The 19,307-nt window shown below is 71.0% G+C and carries 18 protein-coding genes and 1 pseudogene; 15 read left to right on the forward strand and 4 right to left on the reverse strand.

What is annotated here, in order from left to right:
* The first annotated feature begins 110 nt into the window (after nt 1-110).
* Nucleotides 111-1,394: an MFS transporter gene (locus C4T78_RS16745; protein WP_235862974.1), complete on the forward strand. Its 1,284-nt coding sequence runs from the start codon at nt 111-113 to the stop codon at nt 1,392-1,394.
* Here C4T78_RS16745 and C4T78_RS16750 read toward each other — a convergent pair.
* Together C4T78_RS16750 and C4T78_RS16755 are read right to left on the reverse strand one after the other, a co-directional pair.
* Nucleotides 1,369-2,556 carry a beta-1,3-glucanase family protein gene (locus tag C4T78_RS16750; protein ID WP_093345734.1) on the reverse strand — a complete coding sequence of 396 codons (1,188 nt, stop codon included), beginning with the start codon at nt 2,554-2,556 and terminating at the stop codon, nt 1,369-1,371. The two genes, C4T78_RS16745 and C4T78_RS16750, sit on opposite strands and share 26 nt — an antisense overlap.
* 359 nt (nt 2,557-2,915) lie before the next feature.
* Nucleotides 2,916-4,103, reverse strand: coding sequence for an alpha/beta hydrolase family protein (locus C4T78_RS16755; RefSeq protein WP_218161422.1), 1,188 nt, complete (start codon nt 4,101-4,103; stop codon nt 2,916-2,918).
* A gap of 87 nt (nt 4,104-4,190) precedes the next feature.
* Here C4T78_RS16755 and C4T78_RS16760 point away from each other — a divergent pair, with 87 nt between their 5' ends.
* Nucleotides 4,191-4,847 (forward strand): spermidine synthase, encoded by a 657-nt coding sequence (locus tag C4T78_RS16760; protein WP_093345737.1) that lies wholly within the window; start codon nt 4,191-4,193, stop codon nt 4,845-4,847.
* Here the strand turns inward: C4T78_RS16760 and C4T78_RS16765 are convergent.
* Nucleotides 4,844-5,365 (reverse strand): methylated-DNA--[protein]-cysteine S-methyltransferase, encoded by a 522-nt coding sequence (locus C4T78_RS16765; protein WP_093345739.1) that lies wholly within the window; start codon nt 5,363-5,365, stop codon nt 4,844-4,846. The two genes, C4T78_RS16760 and C4T78_RS16765, sit on opposite strands and share 4 nt — an antisense overlap.
* Before the next feature lie 304 nt (nt 5,366-5,669).
* On the opposite strand from C4T78_RS16765, the gene C4T78_RS16770 reads away from it, so the two are divergent.
* The 3 genes from C4T78_RS16770 (at nt 5,670) to nusB (ending at nt 7,893) form a co-directional block, all read left to right on the forward strand.
* Complete coding sequence (locus tag C4T78_RS16770; protein WP_093345745.1) at nt 5,670-6,779, forward strand: M24 family metallopeptidase; 1,110 nt, start codon at nt 5,670-5,672, stop codon at nt 6,777-6,779.
* 82 nt (nt 6,780-6,861) lie between these two features.
* Nucleotides 6,862-7,428: an elongation factor P gene (efp, locus tag C4T78_RS16775; protein ID WP_093345748.1), complete on the forward strand. Its 567-nt coding sequence runs from the start codon at nt 6,862-6,864 to the stop codon at nt 7,426-7,428.
* Between the two features lie 42 nt (nt 7,429-7,470).
* Nucleotides 7,471-7,893 carry a transcription antitermination factor NusB gene (gene nusB, locus C4T78_RS16780; RefSeq protein ID WP_093154095.1) on the forward strand — a complete coding sequence of 141 codons (423 nt, stop codon included), beginning with the start codon at nt 7,471-7,473 and terminating at the stop codon, nt 7,891-7,893.
* Between the two features lie 229 nt (nt 7,894-8,122).
* Here nusB and bldD read toward each other — a convergent pair.
* A pseudogene (bldD, locus tag C4T78_RS16785) lies at nt 8,123-8,608 on the reverse strand (transcriptional regulator BldD); the annotation flags it as partial.
* A gap of 288 nt (nt 8,609-8,896) precedes the next feature.
* On the opposite strand from bldD, the gene pyrR reads away from it, so the two are divergent.
* The 10 genes from pyrR (at nt 8,897) to C4T78_RS16835 (ending at nt 19,299) form a co-directional block, all read left to right on the forward strand.
* Nucleotides 8,897-9,496, forward strand: a complete 600-nt coding sequence (pyrR, locus tag C4T78_RS16790) for a bifunctional pyr operon transcriptional regulator/uracil phosphoribosyltransferase PyrR (protein WP_093345751.1) — start codon at nt 8,897-8,899, stop codon at nt 9,494-9,496.
* Nucleotides 9,497-9,569: 73 nt separating this feature from the next.
* Complete coding sequence (locus C4T78_RS16795; RefSeq protein WP_093345753.1) at nt 9,570-10,502, forward strand: aspartate carbamoyltransferase catalytic subunit; 933 nt, start codon at nt 9,570-9,572, stop codon at nt 10,500-10,502.
* A 136-nt stretch (nt 10,503-10,638) separates the two neighbouring features.
* Nucleotides 10,639-11,937, forward strand: a complete 1,299-nt coding sequence (locus C4T78_RS16800; RefSeq protein WP_093345756.1) for a dihydroorotase — start codon at nt 10,639-10,641, stop codon at nt 11,935-11,937.
* Nucleotides 11,937-12,515 (forward strand): PH-like domain-containing protein, encoded by a 579-nt coding sequence (locus tag C4T78_RS16805; protein WP_235862975.1) that lies wholly within the window; start codon nt 11,937-11,939, stop codon nt 12,513-12,515. The genes C4T78_RS16800 and C4T78_RS16805 overlap by 1 nt, the downstream gene beginning before the upstream one ends.
* Entirely contained in the window at nt 12,512-13,633 is a 1,122-nt protein-coding gene (gene carA / locus C4T78_RS16810; RefSeq protein ID WP_093345758.1) for a glutamine-hydrolyzing carbamoyl-phosphate synthase small subunit, read from the forward strand. The genes C4T78_RS16805 and carA overlap by 4 nt, the downstream gene beginning before the upstream one ends.
* A 1-nt stretch (nt 13,634) precedes the next feature.
* On the forward strand, nt 13,635-16,955 hold the full coding sequence (gene carB / locus C4T78_RS16815; RefSeq protein ID WP_093345760.1) for a carbamoyl-phosphate synthase large subunit: 3,321 nt from the start codon (nt 13,635-13,637) through the stop codon (nt 16,953-16,955).
* The gene (gene pyrF / locus C4T78_RS16820) at nt 16,952-17,797 is read left to right on the forward strand and encodes an orotidine-5'-phosphate decarboxylase (RefSeq protein ID WP_093345763.1); all 846 of its coding nucleotides are present in this window, start codon (nt 16,952-16,954) and stop codon (nt 17,795-17,797) included. The genes carB and pyrF overlap by 4 nt, the downstream gene beginning before the upstream one ends.
* A gap of 132 nt (nt 17,798-17,929) precedes the next feature.
* Nucleotides 17,930-18,151, forward strand: a complete 222-nt coding sequence (locus C4T78_RS16825; protein ID WP_093345765.1) for a hypothetical protein — start codon at nt 17,930-17,932, stop codon at nt 18,149-18,151.
* Between the two features lie 12 nt (nt 18,152-18,163).
* A complete protein-coding gene (locus C4T78_RS16830; RefSeq protein WP_093345767.1) occupies nt 18,164-18,691 on the forward strand; it encodes a hypothetical protein in 528 nt (175 codons plus the stop codon).
* A 125-nt stretch (nt 18,692-18,816) separates the two neighbouring features.
* Nucleotides 18,817-19,299, forward strand: coding sequence for a YbaB/EbfC family nucleoid-associated protein (locus C4T78_RS16835; RefSeq protein WP_093345769.1), 483 nt, complete (start codon nt 18,817-18,819; stop codon nt 19,297-19,299).
* The last annotated feature ends 8 nt before the right edge of the window (nt 19,300-19,307 follow it).

The raw sequence follows: 19,307 nt of genomic DNA on the forward strand, positions 1-19,307 counted from the left end.
AGATGCGGTGAAGCAGGACTCCGGTTGGGACGAGGGCCGTGGCCGGATCTTCTCACATCTTGTCCCTCCGGCCACTGGTTCGCGTACGCCGCTTCGGTGAAGCTGGTCAGGTGATCAGCACTGCGTCCGCGCGGCGCATCCACCCGGCGTGGTGGGTCGCGGCCGTCGCCTTCGTCGCCCTGGTGGGCTCCGCCGCGTTCCGCTCGATGCCCGGCGTGTTCATGAATCCGCTGCACGACGAGTTCGGCTGGCCGCACAGCGTCATCTCCGCCGCCGTCTCGCTCAACCTGCTGCTCTACGGGGTGACCGCGCCGTTCGCGGCGGCCCTGATGGACCGCTTCGGCATCCGCCGGATCACCGTCTTCGCGCTGGTGCTGATCGCGGCGGGCAGCGGCTTCACCGTGTTCATGACCGCCAGCTGGCAGCTGGTGGTCTGCTGGGGGCTGCTGGTCGGGCTGGGCACCGGTTCGATGGCGCTGGCCTTCGTGTCCACCGTGGTCGACCGGTGGTTCGTGGCGCGGCGCGGGCTGGTCAGCGGCGTGCTGACCGCGGGCAGCGCGACCGGCCAGCTGGTCTTCCTCCCGCTGGCCGCGGTGCTGGTCGACGAGTTCGGGTGGCGGATCGCCTCGCTGACCATCGCCGGGACGGCGCTGCTGGTCGCCCTGCTGGTGCTGCTGGTGATGCGCGAGCGCCCCGCCGACCTCGGGACCACCGCCTTCGGTGCGACCGGCGAGGAGCCGGAACCGGTGCGCGCCAGCGGGAATCCGGCCGCCAACGCTCTGCGCGCGCTGCGCGAAGCCGCCCGCACGCGAGCTTTCTGGCTGCTGGCAGGCGGTTTCGCGATCTGCGGGGCGAGCACGAACGGCTTGGTCAACACGCACTTCGTGCCCGCCGCGCACGATCACGGCATGCCGACGACCACGGCCGCCGGACTGCTGGCCGTGATCGGCGTCTTCGACGTGGCGGGCACCGTGCTGTCCGGCTGGCTCACCGACAAGGTCAACCCGCGGATCCTGCTGGCCGTCTACTACACCCTGCGCGGGATCTCGCTGTTCGTGCTGCCGCAGCTGTTCGCGCCCTCGGTCGGGGCGAACATGGTGCTGTTCGTGGTGTTCTACGGGCTGGACTGGGTGGCCACGGTGCCGCCGACCATGGCGCTGTGCCGGGAGCACTTCGGGCCGCGCGCGTCGGTGGTGTTCGGCTGGGTCTTCGCCTCCCACCAGATCGGCGCGGCGGCCGTCGCCACCATCGCGGGCGTGGTGCGCGACCAGTTCGGCGACTACGCCGCGGCCTGGTACGGCGCGGGCCTGCTTTGCCTGCTGGCGACGGCCTTCTCCGTGTCGATCCGGCGCCGCGCGCCGGAGGAGGTCACCACGGTGTCAGCGTCACGGTGATCGACGTCGGCGCGTTGTCCTGGACGTAGGAGGCGAAGCCGGCCACGTCGTCGAAGGCGAAGCCGTAGGCCTTGCCGTCCTCGGTGTTCTCGTGCATCACCTTCGAGTAGTGGTTGGTGATGTCGTGCCGGTAGAAGGCCGCCGGATCGGTGCCCGGCTGGTCGGCGGAGTCCAGCAGGATCGAGCGGTTGAAGCCGGCGCCGAGGATCGCCGCGACCGGGCCGGTGATGCCGTCGTTCGGCGCGGCCAGCGCACCGTCGCAGAACAGCACGTCCCGCGTGGACGGCTTGCCGATGGGCTTCACGCCGCCGTCGAAGTTGAAGGTGTCGCCGGAGACCTGGCCGGTGAAGACCTTGCCGTTGTCGGTGTCGATCCGCAGCTGGGTGCCCTGGTACTTCGACCAGACCTCGTCGATGTAGGAGTCGTAGTAGGTGCCGGAGAACTTGCCGAGGTCCAGCCCGTGGCCCGGCGCGATCACCCGCAGGTCGTCCTGGCGCAGCCCGGCGAAGTCGGGGTGCTCGGCGACACCGCTGAGGATCCGCTCCCGGCCGCCCGCGGGCACCGTGCCGGTGGTCTGGTCCGCGGCGCCCCGCAGGTGGATCGACAGCGGCACGCTGAACATGTCGACCATCGTGGTGTTGCAGTACATCCCGTCGGCCTTGAGGGTGAACTCGACGGTGTCGTGCAGGATCCCGTAGTTCGGGTCGCTGTCCACCCAGCCCGCCGGGTACTGCAGCGCGGGCTTGCCGTCGCCGCCGACGACGACCTTGAACTTCAGCTTCTCGCCGAGCGCGAAGTAGATCCGGCCGGACATGCTGGGCAGGTTCAGCTGGGTGTCGCCGCTGCCCGCCAGCGGGATGGCGTAGTCGGCGTAGCCGTCGGATCCGTTGTCGGACTCCGAGACCGGCACCAGCTGCCCCTCCGGGGTGACCCGGGACTGCTCGCCGGTGTCGAGGTTGGTGCCGACGACGTAGACGTGGATCGAGGCGTTGTCGAACTGGCCGCTGGAGTTGACGATCGTCAGCGGCAGCGGGACCTCCGGCGCGCGGCGACCGGCCAGCGGGGGCACCGCGAGAGCGGGGGAGGCGGCCAGGCCGCCGAGGGCGGGCACGGCGAGGGCGGCGGCGGAAACACCGCGGAGGAAGGATCGTCTGCTGGGCACGGCGCGTCCCTTCGGTCGGAATTGGTTCGGGAGCGCAACAATTGTGGGAACGCCCTCACCAACCGCCAATACGCCGGAACGCCGTCGGCCGCTGCCCGATCCGGAGCAACCGGCGAGTCATTTCCGGACAACTCCGAGGTTCCGGGCGTGCGCGCCGCACCGGGGGATATCCCTACCGGCGTTCCCGCATTTGCCGGAAACCGCCGATGTCCGGTCGATTTCGCACGAAATCGGCGCAGCGCGCGACGTCGGGTTCTGCGGCTCCGTCCGCGCTGGTGATCGGTCGTGAGCGTTCTGGGGTGCTGTGGCGCCCCAGAACGCTCACGGGGCAGTGGGAACGGAACCGCTCGTGGTTCGGCTCAGGCCGTGAAGCGGACCTGCGGGTAGGCCGGGGAGGGGCCGTCGAGGAGGCCGTTGTCGCGGTGCCTGATGTGGAGGTCGAAGAAGGCCCGGACGTAGGCGCGCAGCGCGTTGGCGTCCGCGCGCGGGTCGGCCGGGTCGGTCGCGCCGACGAGCACGTCCATGTCCTGCGCGCTGAGGACGCCCGCTTCGCGCAGCTGCGGGGCGAATACCACCAGGTCGTTGAACGAGTTGTGCGCCGCCGTGACCATCTGCAGCGCTCGCCGCCAGCCGCGCAGGTTCGACCAGAACTCGCTGATCAGCTCGTGGTCCTGGTCGCTCGGATCCGCCGCGAACAGCAGGAACGGCCGGTCCAGGCCCTCGGTGACCACCGTGCCCCACGGGTCCTCGCGGGTGCCCAGCGGACCGTCCAGGTCGACTCCGGCGGTGATGCGCGGGTGGTCGTGCATCGACTGCGCGGTCGTCGCGCCGCCCAGCGAGTGCCCGTACATGCCGATCGAACCCAGGTCCAGCGCGCCGGGCAGGATGCGGCCGCCGAGCTGGCCGAGTACGAAACCGACGTCGACGACCCGGATCGCCATCTCGCGCTTGAACGTCTCGAACGACTCCGGATCCGCCTGCCGGTTCACCTCGATCCGGCCACCGGGGAACTCCACCTCGGTCGGGTCGTGCGTGTGGTCCAGCGACACCACGGCGTACCCGTGGCTCGCGAGGTCCTCGGCCAGCAGCGAGCCGAAGGCCCGCGACATCAGGTGGCCGGGCGAGTGGAGCAGCACCGGTAGCGGCCCGCCGCCGAGTTCGACCGGAGCATCGCGGTGCGAGTGCGTCCGCGTGGCGGCCCAGTCGACGGTGCCCACCGGGATCTGCGGCGGGATCGCCACGGTGCCCTCGGCCGCGGTGCGCGCGAAGTGCTCGGCCAGCGCGCGAGTCATGTGCGGCGCCACCGGGTGGCCGCCCGCGCGCTGCGCCGGGTACCGGACCGTCACCATCAGCTCGCGGAAGGGCTTCTCCGGCGCCCACGGATCGGGGCGGGAGCTGTCGATCAGGTGGAGATCGGTGATGCCCACCCGGTGCGGGCCGGTCGGCGCGGGCAGCTCCAGCCGCACTCGCTGCCTGGTGCCCGCCGCCGCGGTCGCCGCAGTCGCGGTGACGGCCAGGCCGGCGAGGAAGAGTCGTCTGCCGATCATGCGCTCCCCTAACGCTCGAATCGGTCCCCGATGATGATCGTAAAGCCGATGCGAGAGCCGGTCAGCGGATTGGTTAACGTTGCTGCGATGGCAGAACTAGTCGCGCGCGGCGAGTCCGAGCGTGGCGAACTCGCGCTGCTGCGCCGGGACGACGTGCTGGAGCTCCGGGTCAACGGCGTGTTCGTCATGGACACCGCGCACACCGCAACCGAACGGGAACTCGCCACCGCCACGCTGCGCGCCGTGGGCGCGGCGCGGTTGCGGGTGCTGATCGGCGGGCTGGGACTGGGTTTCACGCTGCGCGAGGTGCTGGCCGATCCGCGGGTGGAGGAAGCGCACGTCGTCGAGATCGAGCCGGATCTGCTGACGTGGCACCGGGACGGACTGGTGCCGCACACCGTCGCCGCGGTCCGCGACGAGCGGGTCCGCTGGCACCTCGGCGACGTCGCCGAGGTGCTCGCCGCCCAGCCGCCGGATCACTTCGACGTCGTGCTGCTCGACGTGGACAACGGGCCCGACTTCCTGGTCTACGACGCCAACTCCGCGATCTACCGCGGCGAATTCCTCGCGCGCAGCGCGGAGAAGCTGACTTCCGGCGGCACGCTGGCGATCTGGTCGGCCGACACCTCACCCGCGCTGCGGGCCGCGCTGCACGAGGTGTTCGGCAACTGCGAGGAACTGGCGATCCCGGTGCGGCTCGGCCGGCACGAGACGACCTACCACCTGTTCCTCGCCGTCCGCTAGGACTCCAGCAGGTCGAGTTCGAGCAGGCTGGGTTCGATGATCCCCTCCAGCACCAGCAGCTTCCGCTTGGCCTCCAGGCCGGGGCCGAAGCCGCCGAGCCCGCCGCCGCTGGCCAGCACCCGGTGGCACGGCACGATCAGCGGGATCGGGTTGTTGCCCATGATCGTGCCGACCGCGCGCGAGGCCTCCGGTCGTCCCGAGAGCTCGGCCAGCCGCTTGTAGCTCACCGCTTCGCCGAAGGGCACGAGCTCGAACAGGGTGCGCAGCACGTGCAGCCGCAAGCCCTGCATCGGCTCCCACTCGATCGGCACGTCGAACTCGCGGCGGCGGCGCGCGAAGTACTCGTCGAGCTGCCGGGCGGTCTCGGCCGCCACCCCGGTGTCGCGCACCAGCTCCGCGTCGTACTCGCCGAGCACCTCCTCGGGCCCGGCGAAGGCGATCTGGCGCACCCCGGACGCACCGGCCACCACGGTCAGCGGCCCGACCGGGCTCGCCAGCACGCTCCACGACAGCGACATGCCCGAACCTCGAATTCTTCCAGCGGTTGGTCTGCGCGGCGGAACCTCAGCGTCCGCCCGGCCGCGGGATCGGTGTTCTCGTGTATGCCCGGCGAACGGGCTGTCCTCGTCGGCGAACGCTGAGAACCCGCGGCGGTGCGAGTTGACGGCCCACTCGCCGAAAAGCGCGAGCGGCGCACGCCGCTCATGCAGGGAACCGTATCGCTCAGCACCGACAAAGCGCTGCGCACAAGGCCGTGGCGGCTTCCCGCCGACCGCCGAGCTGACCAGGTCCGGGCACTGGTCCGCGGGTTAGGCTCCGGACATGTCCGAAGCGCACTCCCACCGACGGCAAGCCCTCCGCGACCGCCTGCGCGCGCAGGAACTGGACGCGATCCTGGTGACCGATCTGCTCAACATCCGCTACCTCACCGGCTTCACCGGGTCCAACGCCGCGCTGGTGGTCCACGCCGCCGACGAGCCGGGTGCCGAGTCGCGGACGGTGTTCTGCACCGACGGCCGCTACCTGACGCAGGCCCAGGAGCAGGTCCCGGACCTGGAGCGGGTGATCGACCGGGCGAGCGATCTGACGCTGGCCGACCGCATCGGCTCCGCGGCCGCCGAGCACCGCCGCGTCGGGTTCGAGAGCCAGCACGTCACCGTCGACCGCCGCGACGTGCTGGCCGAGGCCGCGGGCAAGGCCGAGCTGGTGCGCGCGCCGGGCCACGTCGAGCACCTGCGGCTGGTCAAGGACGAGACCGAGATCGAGGCGCTGCGGATGGCCTGCGCCGCCGCCGACCGGGCGCTGGCCGATCTGATCGAGCACGGCGGGCTGCGCCCCGGCCGCACCGAGCTGGAGGTCGCCCGCGAGCTCGACTCGCGGATGCTGGACCACGGCGCCGCCGGGCCGTCGTTCGACACGATCATCGCCTTCGGCGCGAACTCCGCGGTTCCGCACCACCGGCCGACCGACGCGGTGCTGGCCACCGGGGACTTCGTCAAGATGGACTTCGGCGCGCTGGTCGACGGCTACCACTCGGACATGACCCGCACCGTGGTGGTGGGCAAGCCCGCCGACTGGCAGCGCGAGATCTACGAGCTGGTGCGCACCTCGCAGGCCGCCGGGCGGGCGGCCGTCCAGGACGGCGCCGACGTGCGCGAGGTGGACACCGCGGCGCGGAAGGTGATCGAGGACGCCGGGTACGGCGAGCAGTTCCTGCACGGCCTCGGGCACGGCGTCGGGCTGGAGATCCACGAGGCACCGACGTTGTCCCAGCGGGGAGACGGTAGAATCAGCGCCGGGATGGCGGTCACCGTCGAGCCTGGCGTTTATCTGGCGGGGCGGGGCGGGGTCCGCATCGAGGACACGCTGGTCGTGCGTCCCAGCACGCCGGAGCTCCTCACCTTGACGACGAAGGAGCTCGTCGCAGTCTGACGCACTGCAGTGCGCCGACACCGCCGGAATCTCGATTCGGCGGAACACGCCCGAAGCCATCACCACAGGAGAAGATCCCCACGTGGCATCCACGAACGACCTGAAGAACGGACTGGTGCTCAACATCGACGGCCAGCTCTGGTCCGTCGTGAACTTCCAGCACGTCAAGCCCGGCAAGGGTGGCGCCTTCGTGCGCACCACGCTGAAGAACGTGCTCTCCGGCAAGGTCGTGGACAAGACCTTCAACGCCGGGGTGAAGGTGGAGACCGCGAACGTCGACCGCCGCGAGATGACCTACCTCTACGACGACGGCACCGACTACGTGTTCATGGACCCGGACACCTACGACCAGGTCAACATCTCGCGCGAGGTCGTCGGCGACGCGGCGAACTACATGCTGGAGAACAGCACCGTGTCGGTGGCCCGCCACGACGGCGAGCCGCTGTACATCGAGCTGCCCGCCTCGGTCGAGCTGGTCGTCCAGCACACCGACCCGGGCCTGCAGGGCGACCGCTCCACCGGTGGCACCAAGCCCGCCACCCTGGAGACCGGTGCCGAGATCCAGGTGCCGCTGTTCCTCAACACCGGTGACAAGGTCAAGGTCGACCCGCGCGACGGCCGGTACCTCAGCCGCGTCAACAGCAAATGAGCGCCTGCCCGTCGGCCACCGCGGCCGGGAAGAGGGTGTGAGGTGGGTTCACGGAGCAAGGCGCGCAAGCGCGCGGTGGACTTCCTCTACGAGGCCGACCAGCGCGGCGTGGACGCGGTGACCCTGCTGTCCGACCGGGTCGGCTCCCCGGAGGTGCCGCCGGTCGCCGACTACACCGTCACCCTGGTGGAGGGTGTCACGGAGAACCGCGGCCGGATCGACGAGCTGCTCACCCAGCACGCCGAGGGCTGGTCGCTGGACCGGATGCCCGCGGTGGACCGCTCGGTGCTGCGGCTGGGCCTCTACGAGCTGCTGTGGAGCGAGGACGTCCCGCCGGCCGTGGCGATCGACGAAGCCGTCGAGCTGGTCAAGGCCCTGTCCACGGACGACTCGCCGCGCTTCGTCAACGGCATCCTGGGCCGCATCGCGGGCATCAGCAACCGCCTCCGCAAGACGGTCAAGTAACCAGGCGCCCGACACGGACGTGTGAAATACCGAAGGGCACCTCCCGCCGGTCGACCAGGCGGGAGGTGCCCTTCGTCATGCCCGCATCCAGGCCCCGGTCGGGTGAAGGGCGCCTCCGAGCGAGCAACTCGCGCAGAGGCGCCCTCGCGGCCCCGCGATCGGGGATGCGAGAAGGGCACCCCTCACCGGACGGTTCGGGGTGCCCTTCGGGCCTGTGCCGAAGTTCCCACTCCTCGCGGGCGGGTCGGGCCTCCGGCGGAAGCACACCCCAGTCGATGAGCTGCTCGGTGAGCTCTCCCGGCGTCATGTCGTAGATGATGGCCAGGGATCGCAGGTCCTCGGTGCGGATGGACAGCACCTTGCCGTTGTAGTCACCGCGCTGGCTCTGGATGGTGGCCGCGTAGCGGGCCAGCGGGCCCACCTTCTCAGCGGGCAGCTGCTGGAGCCGCTCCAGGTTGATCACGACCTTGGTGGCGGGCTCGGCGCCGGACGGCACCCGGCCCTCCGGAAGCAGTTCCGCGACCGGAACCCCGTAGAAGTCGGCCAGCTCGGCCAGCTTCTGCACGGTCACCGCACGGTCGCCGCGCTCATAGGACCCGACGACCACGGCCTTCCACCGCCCGCCAGACTTCTGCTCGACGCCGTGCAGCGACAGACCCTGCTGCTGGCGGATAGCGCGGAGCTTGCTGCCCAGCGCCTTGGCGTAGTCGCCCATGTGGCGTTTCTCCGTTCGTTCGCCCCGTCAGCCGATAGTGCCGACCGGGGAGCAAAGCTCAGATCGATACGGAGAGTAATGTTCGCTCGCCAGCGTCACCAGGTCAAGTTGGTCTTTGTCGGCAATGGGGCGAGTCCCACCACACCACCCGGACGATTGACCGCTGCGCGCTGATAGCGTACGGGGGAGCCCGGCGGTCCGGCGGCGTTCTCGCCGCGGAGACTGCGGGGCAGGTCACACACCATCCTTTAAGGATCCGTCCAGTGAGGCGGAGAAGGAGGTCGCACCGTGGCGTCACGCCAACCGGCGGGCGCGGCGGACCCGGTCGGGCAGCGGGAGCTGCTCTCGGCCGGTGACGTTGCGCGCACGATTGCCCGGATCGCTCACCAGATCATCGAGAAGACCGCCCTGGACACCGGCGGCAGCGACGTCGTGCTGCTGGGCATCCCGACCAGGGGAACCCCGCTGGCGCGGCGGCTGGCCGGGAAGATCAGCGAGTTCAGCGGCGTGACGGTGCCCACCGGCACCCTGGACATCACGCTCTACCGGGACGACCTGCGCAAGCGCCCGAACCGCCCGCTGGAGCCCACCGATCTGCCCGTCGAGGGCATCGACAACGCACTGGTCGTCCTGGTCGACGACGTGCTGTTCTCCGGCCGCACCGTGCGCGCCGCCCTCGACGCCCTGCGCGACCAGGGCCGTCCCCGCGCCGTGCAGCTGGCGGTGCTGGTCGACCGCGGGCACCGCGAACTGCCGATCCGCGCCGACTACGTCGGCAAGAACATCCCCACCTCGCGCTCCGAGGACGTCGCCGTGCAGCTCGCGGAGACCGACGGCGAGGACGACCGCGTGGTGCTCCGGCGCGACGCCGGGCAGGAGGCGGAATGAACGACGACTTCCACTCCCTCGTTCGTGGAGCCGACCGGGCGCGGGTGTACCGCAAGACGCTGGAGAACGAGTGATGCGCCACCTGCTGTCCACCGAGGGCCTGGACGCGGCCACCGCGACCAGCGTCCTCGACACCGCCGACACGCTCAAGCAGACGCTGCTGGGGCGCGAGGTGAAGAAGCTGCCGACGTTGCGCGGGCGCACGGTGGTCACCCTGTTCTACGAGAACTCCACGCGCACCCGGGTCTCCTTCGAGGTCGCCGGGAAGTGGATGAGCGCCGACGTGATCAACGTCTCGGCCAGCAGCTCGTCGGTCAACAAGGGCGAATCGCTGCGCGACACCGCCCTCACGCTGGCCGCCGCGGGCGCCGACTGCGTGATCATGCGGCACCCGGCCTCCGGTGCGGCCCACCGGCTGGCGGGCTGGCTGGACGAGGTCGGCACGCAGGTCGTCAACGCCGGTGACGGCATGCACGAGCACCCGACGCAGGCGCTGCTGGACGCCGCGACCCTGCGCGAGCGCCTGGGCGAGCTGGCCGGCCGCCGCATCGCGATCGTCGGCGACCTCCTGCACAGCCGGGTCGCGCGCTCCAACGTGCACCTGCTGCGCACCCTGGGCGCCGAGGTCGTGCTCGTGGCACCGCCGACGCTGGTGCCCGCCGGCGCCGACCAGTGGGGCGCGGAGGTGCGCCACGAGCTGGACCCGGAGCTGCCGAAGCTGGACGCGGTGATGATGCTGCGCGTCCAGGCCGAGCGCATGCACGGCGGGTTCTTCCCGTCGGCGCGCGAGTACTCCATCGCCTACGGGCTCAACCAGGCGCGGCTGGACAAGCTGCCGGAGCACGCGGTCGTGCTGCACCCCGGCCCGATGCTGCGCGGCATGGAGATCGCCCCGGCCGTCGCCGATTCCCCGCGAGCCGCCATCACCCAGCAGGTCAGCAACGGCGTGCACGTGCGGATGGCAGTGCTCTACCACCTTCTCGCCGGAGAGGAGCTCTCGGCATGAGCAGTTCTGTGCCAACCCGAGTTCTGCACGTCCGCAGCTCAGGGGAACGTGACGCAAACCGGCCACGAGAAACCGCGAATCGCGAGATCGAGCTGGACGCAACCACCACTGTGCATCGCGGAGAGGCGGGACAGGCATGAGCCGCTTGCTTTTGAAGGACGTCCGCCCCTATGGCGAGGGCGACCCGGTCGACGTGCTGGTCGAGGGCGAGGTCATCGCCGAGATCGGTGCGAACCTCCAGGTCGACGCCGACGAGATCGTGCACGCCGGTGGCTCGGTGCTGCTGCCGGGCTTCGTCGACCTGCACACCCACCTGCGGGAGCCGGGCCGCGAGGACGCCGAGACCGTAGAGACCGGTTCGGCCGCCGCGGCGCTGGGCGGCTACACCGCCGTCTTCGCGATGGCCAACACCGATCCGGTCGCCGACAACGCGGTGATCGTCGAGCACGTGTGGCGGCGCGGCCGCGAGGTCGGCCTCGTCGACGTGCACCCGGTGGGCGCGGTGACGGTCGGGCTGAAGGGCGAGAAGCTCGCCGAGCTGGGCACCATGCGCCGCTCGGCCGCCGAGGTCCGCATCTTCTCCGACGACGGCCACTGCGTGCACGACCCGCTGATCATGCGGCGGGCGCTGGAGTACACGAAGTCCTTCGGCGGTGTCGTCGCGCAGCACGCCGAGGAACCGCGGCTGACCGTGGGCGCGCAGGCGCACGAGGGCGCGAACGCCGCGCGGCTGGGCCTGGCGGGCTGGCCCGCTCCGGCCGAGGAAGCGATCGTCGCGCGCGACTGCCTGCTGGCCGGGCACACCGGCGGCACGCTGCACATCTGCCACGTCTCCACCTCGGGCACCGCCGACATCCTGCGCTGGTGGAAGTCGCGCAAGACCGCCGGTGCGGTGTCCGCCGAGGTCACGCCGCACCACCTGCTGCTGACCGACGACCGGCTGGAGACCTACGACCCGGTCAACAAGGTCAACCCGCCGCTGCGCACCGACGCCGACGTGATGGCGCTGCGCGAGGCGCTGGCCGACGGCACCGTGGACTGCGTGGCCACCGACCACGCCCCGCACGCCGCGCAGGACAAGGACTGCGAGTGGGCCGCCGCCAAGCCCGGCATGCTCGGTCTGCAGACCGCGCTCGGCATCGTCGTGCGGACGATGGTGCGGCCGGGGCTGCTGGACTGGCGCGGTGTCGCGCGGGTGATGAGCGAACGTCCCGCCGAGATCGCCGGGCTGGCCGACCAAGGTCGTCCGGTCGAGGTGGGAGAACCGGCGAACCTGGTGCTGGTCGACCCCGACGCCGAGTGGACGGTGCGCGGGGCGGAGCTGGCCAGCCTCGGGGAGAACTCGCCGTTCGACGGCATGCAGCTGCCGGGCCGGGTGGTCGCGACGCTGCTGCGCGGACGGCTCACCGCACACGAGGGCAAGGTGAGGCGCTGATGGAACGCACCCTGTGGGTCGTGGGGCTGGCCGCACTGGCCGCTCTGGTGTTCTTCGGGATGTGGCGCGGCTGGCGCGGCCGGGCCCGGCGCCAGGCCGCTGAGCTGCCGGACTTCCCGGCGCCGCCGGTCGAGCCGGGCGAGGAGCTGCGGCCCGCCGCCACCGGCATGTACGTCGGCACCACGAAGGCCACCGACTGGCAGGACCGCATCGCGGTGGGCGACGTCGGCCACCGGGCCAACGGCAGCGCGCACCTCTACGCCGCCGGTCTGCTGCTGCGCCGCACCGGTGCCAGCGACATGTGGATCCCGGCCGAGTCCGTCGTGGACTGCCGCCTGGACCACAAGCTGGCCAACAAGGTGGTGCCCGGCGCGGGCTTGGTCGTGGTGACCTGGCGCTTGGGCGAGGTGCTGCTGGACACCGGGTTCCGCGGTGACGACAAGGACGCGCAGACCGAGTGGGTCGAAGCGATCCGCGCCCTGGCACCCGCCGACGAGGTCGTGGGCGCGGGTGCGCCCGCCGCGCGGCCCGAGGAAACTACCGGCGGCTCGGCTGAGTCGCGGCAGGAGGAGAAATGAGCGAGAACATCCCGGCCGCGCTGGTGCTGGAGGACGGCCGGATCTTCCGCGGGGAGGCCTACGGCAAGGTGGGCCGGACCCTCGGAGAGGTCGTGTTCACCACCGGCATGACCGGCTACCAGGAGACCCTGACCGACCCCTCCTACCACCGCCAGATCGTGGTGCAGACCGCGCCGCAGATCGGCAACACCGGCTGGAACGACGAGGACGACGAGTCCGCGCAGATCTGGGTCGCCGGCTACGCCGTGCGCGACCCCGCCCGCCGGCCGTCGAACTGGCGCTCCCGCCGCTCGCTGGACGAGGAGCTGGTGCGCCAGGAGGTCGTGGGCATCGCGGGCATCGACACCCGGACCCTGACCCGGCACGTGCGCGAGCTGGGCGCGATGCGCGGCGGCATCTTCTCCGGCTCGGAGCTGGGCACCGACGAGGAGATGGTGACCGCGGTCAAGGCCGGTGCCGAGATGGTCGGCGCTTCGCTGGCCGGTGACGTCACCACGGCCGAGGCCTACGTCGTCCCGGCGATCGGTGAGAAGCGGTTCACCGTCGCCGCGCTGGACCTGGGCATCAAGTCCAACACGCCGCGGATGATGGCCGAGCGCGGCATCGAGGTGCACGTGCTGCCGCTGGCGTCCACTCTGGACGAGATCATGTCGGTGAGCCCGGACGGGCTGTTCCTGTCCAACGGCCCCGGCGACCCGGCCACCACCGACGCGCAGGTGGAGCTGACTCGCCAGGCGCTGGACCGCAAGCTGCCGCTGTTCGGCATCTGCTTCGGCAACCAGATCCTCGGCCGCGCGCTGGGCCGCGGCACCTACAAGCTGCAGTACGGCCACCGGGGCATCAACATCCCGGTGATCGACGCCGAGACCGGCAAGGTCGCGATCACCGCGCAGAACCACGGCTTCGCCGTGGAGGGCGAGCCGGGCGAGCACTTCGACACCGACTTCGGCCGCGCGATGGTCAGCCACCACTGCGCCAACGACGGTGCGGTCGAGGGCCTGCGGCTGCTCGACGGCCCGGCGTTCAGCGTCCAGTACCACCCCGAAGCGGCAGCGGGCCCGCACGACGCCGCGCCGCTGTTCGACAAGTTCGTTGATCTGATGAGTGAGGCGCGCTGAGATGCCGAAGAGGACCGATATCAAGCACGTGCTCGTCATCGGGTCCGGGCCGATCGTGATCGGCCAGGCGTGCGAGTTCGACTACTCCGGCACCCAGGCCTGCCGGGTGCTGCGCGAGGAGGGCATCCGCGTCTCGCTGGTGAACTCCAACCCGGCGACGATCATGACCGACCCGGAGTTCGCCGACGCCACCTACATCGAGCCGATCACCCCGGAGTTCGTGGAGAAGGTGATCGCGGCCGAGCGGCCCGACGCCATCCTGGCCACGCTGGGCGGGCAGACCGCGCTGAACACCGCGATGGCCCTCGACGAGCTCGGCGTGCTGGAGAAGTACGGCGTGGAGCTGATCGGCGCGGACATCGAGGCGATCCAGCGCGGCGAGGACCGGCAGCGGTTCAAGGACATCGTGCGCTCGGTCGGCGGCGAGGTGCCCGAGTCGGCGGTGTGCAAGACGATGGAGGACGTGCGGGCGTTCGTCGCCGAGCGCGGCCTTCCGGTGGTCATCCGGCCCAGCTTCACCATGGGCGGGCTGGGCTCGGGCATGGCGCACACCGAGGACGAGCTGGAGCGGATGGCCTCCTTCGGGCTGGCCGAGTCCCCGGTGCACGAGGTGCTGATCGAGGAGAGCGTCCTCGGCTGGAAGGAGTACGAGCTCGAGCTGATGCGCGACCACGCCGACAACGTGGTGGTCATCTGCTCGATCGAGAACATCGACGCGATGGGCGTGCACACCGGTGACTCGGTCACGGTGGCGCCGTCGATGACGCTGACCGACCGCGAGTACCAGCACATGCGCAACGTGGGCATCGCGGTGCTGCGCGAGGTCGGGGTGGACACCGGCGGCTGCAACATCCAGTTCGCCATCCACCCGGAGACCGGCCGGATGGTCGTCATCGAGATGAACCCGCGGGTGTCGCGCTCCTCGGCGCTGGCCTCGAAGGCGACCGGCTTCCCGATCGCCAAGATCGCCGCGAAGCTGGCGGTGGGCTACACGCTCGACGAGATCCGCAACGACATCACCGGCGAGACCCCGGCCAGCTTCGAGCCGACGCTGGACTACGTCGTGGTGAAGGTGCCTCGGTTCGCCTTCGAGAAGTTCCCGGGCGCGGACCAGGAGCTGACCACGACGATGAAGAGCGTCGGCGAGGCGATGGCCGTGGGCCGCAGCTTCTCCGAGGCGCTGGGCAAGGCGCTGCGCTCGATGGAGACCAAGGCGGCGGGCTTCTGGACCAAGGCCGACCCCGACGGCAGCACCGTCGAGTCCGCTTTGGAGCAGCTGCGCACGCCGCACGACGGCCGCCTCTACACGGTGGAGCGCGCGCTGCGGCTGGGCGCTTCGGTCGAGCAGGTGCACGAGGCCTCGGGCATCGACCCGTGGTTCGTCGACCAGATCGCGGCGTGGGTGGAGCTGCGCGCCGAGCTGGTCGAGGCCGCGGTGCTGGACGCCGCGCTGCTGCGGCGGGCCAAGCGGGCCGGGCTGTCGGACCGCCAGATCGCCGCGCTGCGGCCGGAGCTGGCCGGTGAGGACGGCGTCCGCACCTTGCGGCACCGCTTGGGCGTGCGGCCGGTCTACAAGACGGTGGACACCTGCGCGGCCGAGTTCGCCGCGCGCACGCCGTACCACTACTCGGCCTACGAGTCCGACCCGGCGGCCGAGTCGGAGGTCACCGAGCAGCGCGACCGGCCGAAGGTGATCATCCTCGGCTCCGGCCCGAACCGCATCGGCCAGGGCATCGAGTTCGACTACTCCTGCGTGCACGCCGCGATGGCGCTGCGCGAGGCCGGGTACGAGACCGTGATGGTCAACTGCAACCCGGAGACGGTCTCCACCGACTACGACACCTCGGACCGGCTGTACTTCGAGCCGCTGACCTTCGAGGACGTGCTGGAGGTCGTGCACTCCGAGCAGCGCTCGGGCACGGTCGCGGGCGTGATCGTGCAGCTGGGCGGCCAGACCCCGCTGGGCCTGGCCAAGCGGCTGGCCGAGGCGGGCGTGCCGATCGTGGGCACCCCGCCGGAGGCCATTCACCTGGCCGAGGACCGCGGCGCGTTCGGCGACGTGCTGGCCGGAGCGGGCCTGCCCGCGCCGAAGTACGGCACCGCGACCTCCTTCGAGGGCGCCAAGCGGATCGCCGACGAGATCGGCTACCCGGTGCTGGTGCGGCCGTCCTACGTGCTCGGCGGGCGCGGCATGGAGATCGTCTACGACGAAGCGTCGCTGGAGAACTACATCGCCCGCGCCACCGAGGTCACCCCGGAGCACCCGGTGCTGGTGGACAACTTCCTCGACGACGCCATCGAGATCGACGTGGACGCGCTGTGCGACGGCACCGACATCTACCTCGGCGGCGTGATGGAGCACATCGAGGAGGCCGGCATCCACTCCGGCGACTCGGCGTGCGCGCTGCCGCCGATCACGTTGGGGCGCCAGGACATCGAGATGGTGCGCCGGTCCACTGAGGCCATCGCGCGCGGTATCGGCGTGCACGGCCTGCTCAACGTGCAGTACGCGCTCAAGGACGACGTGCTCTACGTGCTGGAGGCCAACCCGCGCGCTTCGCGGACCGTGCCGTTCGTGTCGAAGGCGACCGCCGCACCGCTGGCCAAGGCGGCCGCGCGGATCATGCTCGGAGCCAAGATCGCCGACCTGCGCGCCGAAGGCGTGCTGCCCGGCGAGGGCGACGGCGCGGACCTGCCGATCGACGCGCCGGTGGCGGTCAAGGAAGCGGTGCTGCCGTTCCACCGGTTCCGCACCCGCGAGGGCGTCGGGGTGGACTCGCTGCTCGGGCCGGAGATGAAGTCGACCGGCGAGGTGATGGGCATCGACGTCTCCTTCGGGCAGGCCTTCGCCAAGTCCCAGGCGGGTGCCTACGGTTCGCTGCCGACCTCCGGCAAGGTGTTCGTCTCGGTGGCCAACAAGGACAAGCGGTCCCTGGTGTTCCCGGTCAAGCGGCTGGCGGACCTGGGCTTCGAGATCCTGGCCACCAGCGGCACCGCGGAGGTGCTGCGGCGCAACGGGATTCCGTCCACGGTGGTCCGCAAGCACATCGAGAAGGTCGACGGGGAGCGCGACATCGTCGAGCTGGTCAAGGCCGGCGAGGTCGACATGGTGATCAACACGCCGTACGGCAACCCGGGACCGCGCGTCGACGGCTACGAGATCCGCACCGCGGCGGTGTCCCGCGACATCCCGTGCATCACCACGGTGCAGGGCGCGGCCGCGGCGGTGCAGGGCATCGAGGCCGCCATCCAGGGCAACATCGGCGTCCGGCCGCTCCAGGCGCTGCAGGCGGCGCTGCGGCAGGGCGGTGAGCGGCGATGACCGCCCAGCTGCGGGCGAGCTTCGGCCGGCGGCTGGGCGACGCGGTGCAGGCGCGCGGCCCGCTGTGCGTGGGCATCGACCCGCACCCGTCGTTGCTGCTGGCCTGGGACCTCGACGAGTCGCCCGCCTCGCTGGAGCGGTTCGCGATGACCGCGGTGGAGGCGCTGGCCGGCGAGGTCGCGCTGCTCAAGCCGCAGTCGGCGTTCTTCGAGGTCTACGGCTCGGCCGGGATCGCGGTGCTGGAGAAGGTGATCCGCGAGTCGCAGCAGGCCGGTGCGCTGGTCCTGCTGGACGTCAAGCGCGGTGACATCGGCTCGACCATGACGGCCTACGCGATGGCCTACCTGGACGAGCACGCCCCGCTGGCGGCGGATGCGATCACGGTCTCGCCGTACCTGGGCTACGACTCGCTGGCCCCGGCCATCGGCCTGGCCGAGCAGACCGGTCGCGGTGTGTTCGTGCTGGCCCGGACCTCCAACCCGGAGGGCGCGGGCCTGCAGCGGTCGGTCCACGGCAGCGGCGACTCGGTCGCCCAGTACATCGTGGACTCGGCGGCGGAGACCAACCGCGACGCGGACCCGATGGGCCACGTAGGAGTGGTCGCGGGCGCCACGATCGACCCCGGCGAGCTGGACTTCTCCCGGCTCAACGGCCCGATCCTGGCGCCCGGCCTGGGCGCCCAGGGCGCCACGGTGGAGTCCCTCCGCGAGGTCTTCGGCGAGGCCCTGCCGAACGTCCTGCCGACCACGTCCAGGGACGTCCTCCGCCACGGCCCGACCCCGGCGGGCCTGCGCGCGGCGACCCACCGAATCCGCGACGAGGTGACCGACCTCCTCCGCTGATCAGCAACGGCGAGGGGCACTTCCAGGCAGCTGACCCGCTTGGAAGTGCCCTTCGCGCTTCATCCGACGAGCATGCTGGACCTCGCGCGCCTGAACTCCCTCGGGTTCGCGAGGGGAGGTGGTGGGTTGGCGATGAGCGACCGCAAGACGTCGGTGATCGTCCTGGTGTGGGTGGGTGTGCTGGTCCTGCTGGTCGTGCTCGGTGCGCTGGGCCTGTGGCTGTGGTTCGACCACGACATGAGGCATCCGCAGGAGTCGGGCTGGATGGATGAGGCGGCGGGACGACCGGCCGCCTCCGCTGAGCCGGACAGGGCGTTCCGGACCGGAGGCGCCCTGTTGCATCGGAACGCCTGATAGGAAATCCGCATGCATCCCACAGCGAACGGCGCTGCCGCGAAGAGGAAACCGCCGCGCGTGCTGCGCTGGATCGTCCTGCTCGTGCTGGTCTGGCTGGTCACCGCGGGCTACTTCCTGGTCTCCACCGAGATGACCATCTGGGCCCGCGTCTTCGGCAGCGGCGAGGCCACCGCGGATCCCGTCGCGCAGGTGGAGCTGGAGCGGGGCCGGCCGTTCGGCCTGGCGGCCCACCGCGACGAGTACGTGAAGTGCCGGGTGACCCCGGAATCCGGTGAACCGAGGGAGCTCGTCCCGGACCGACCGGCCAACAGCTTCCGCAGCTCCCGCCTCCCGGCCCCGGAACCGGCGTGGTTCGCGGGCCGGGCGGAGATCAGCTGCACCGGCCCGACGACGGTCCTGCTCCCGGACCGCTACGACAAGACCGGCCTGAACGTGCTGTTCGTCCTGATGAGCGCCGCCAGCCTCATGATCGTCGTCGTGTTCGTGCAGATCGTCCGCCGCGTTCGGTTCAGCAACGCCGCGGTCCGGAATGACTGATTTGCGTCCGAGAACGCGTGTCCAAAGCGGCGAAGCCGCTCTCGGCCGTTGGGTAGGCTCGGAGCAACGGACCGGGAATCGTTAGGGGACAGACGGTGAGCAGTGCGTCTGAGCGCATTCAGGAAATGATGCGCAAGTTCGAGGAGCAGGCGCAGAAGGCGTCGGAGCTGCAGTCGGCGATGCAGGGCATGCAGGGCACGGCGAGCAGCCAGGACCGGTCGGTCACGGTGACGGTGGCGCCGTCCGGAGCGGTGCTGGACCTGCGCCTGGCGCCGAACGCGGTCCGCCAGTCGGCAAACGACCTGCAGCAGCAGATCATGGCGACGATCCGCGAGGCGACCGCGAGCGCGGCGGAGCAGATGAACAACGCGGTGGCGCCGATCCTCGGCGACCACTACGACCAGTTCCAGCAGGCCTTCAAGGCGGAGGGCATGGCGATCAAGCCGACGGCCCCCGACGAAGCGTCGGCCACGCCGCAGTCGTCGACCCCGCCGCCCGCGCCCCCGCGGCAGGCACCGCCCGCGCCCCCGGCAACGCCCAACCAGCCGCGGCGCAACACCGGCTTCGACGATGACGACGACTTCTCAGCAGGCTCCTTCCTGCGCTGACAGATCCA

It is taken from the genome of Saccharopolyspora kobensis, assembly GCF_900108315.1.
In the GTDB taxonomy this organism is placed as follows: Bacteria; Actinomycetota; Actinomycetes; order Mycobacteriales; family Pseudonocardiaceae; genus Saccharopolyspora; species Saccharopolyspora kobensis.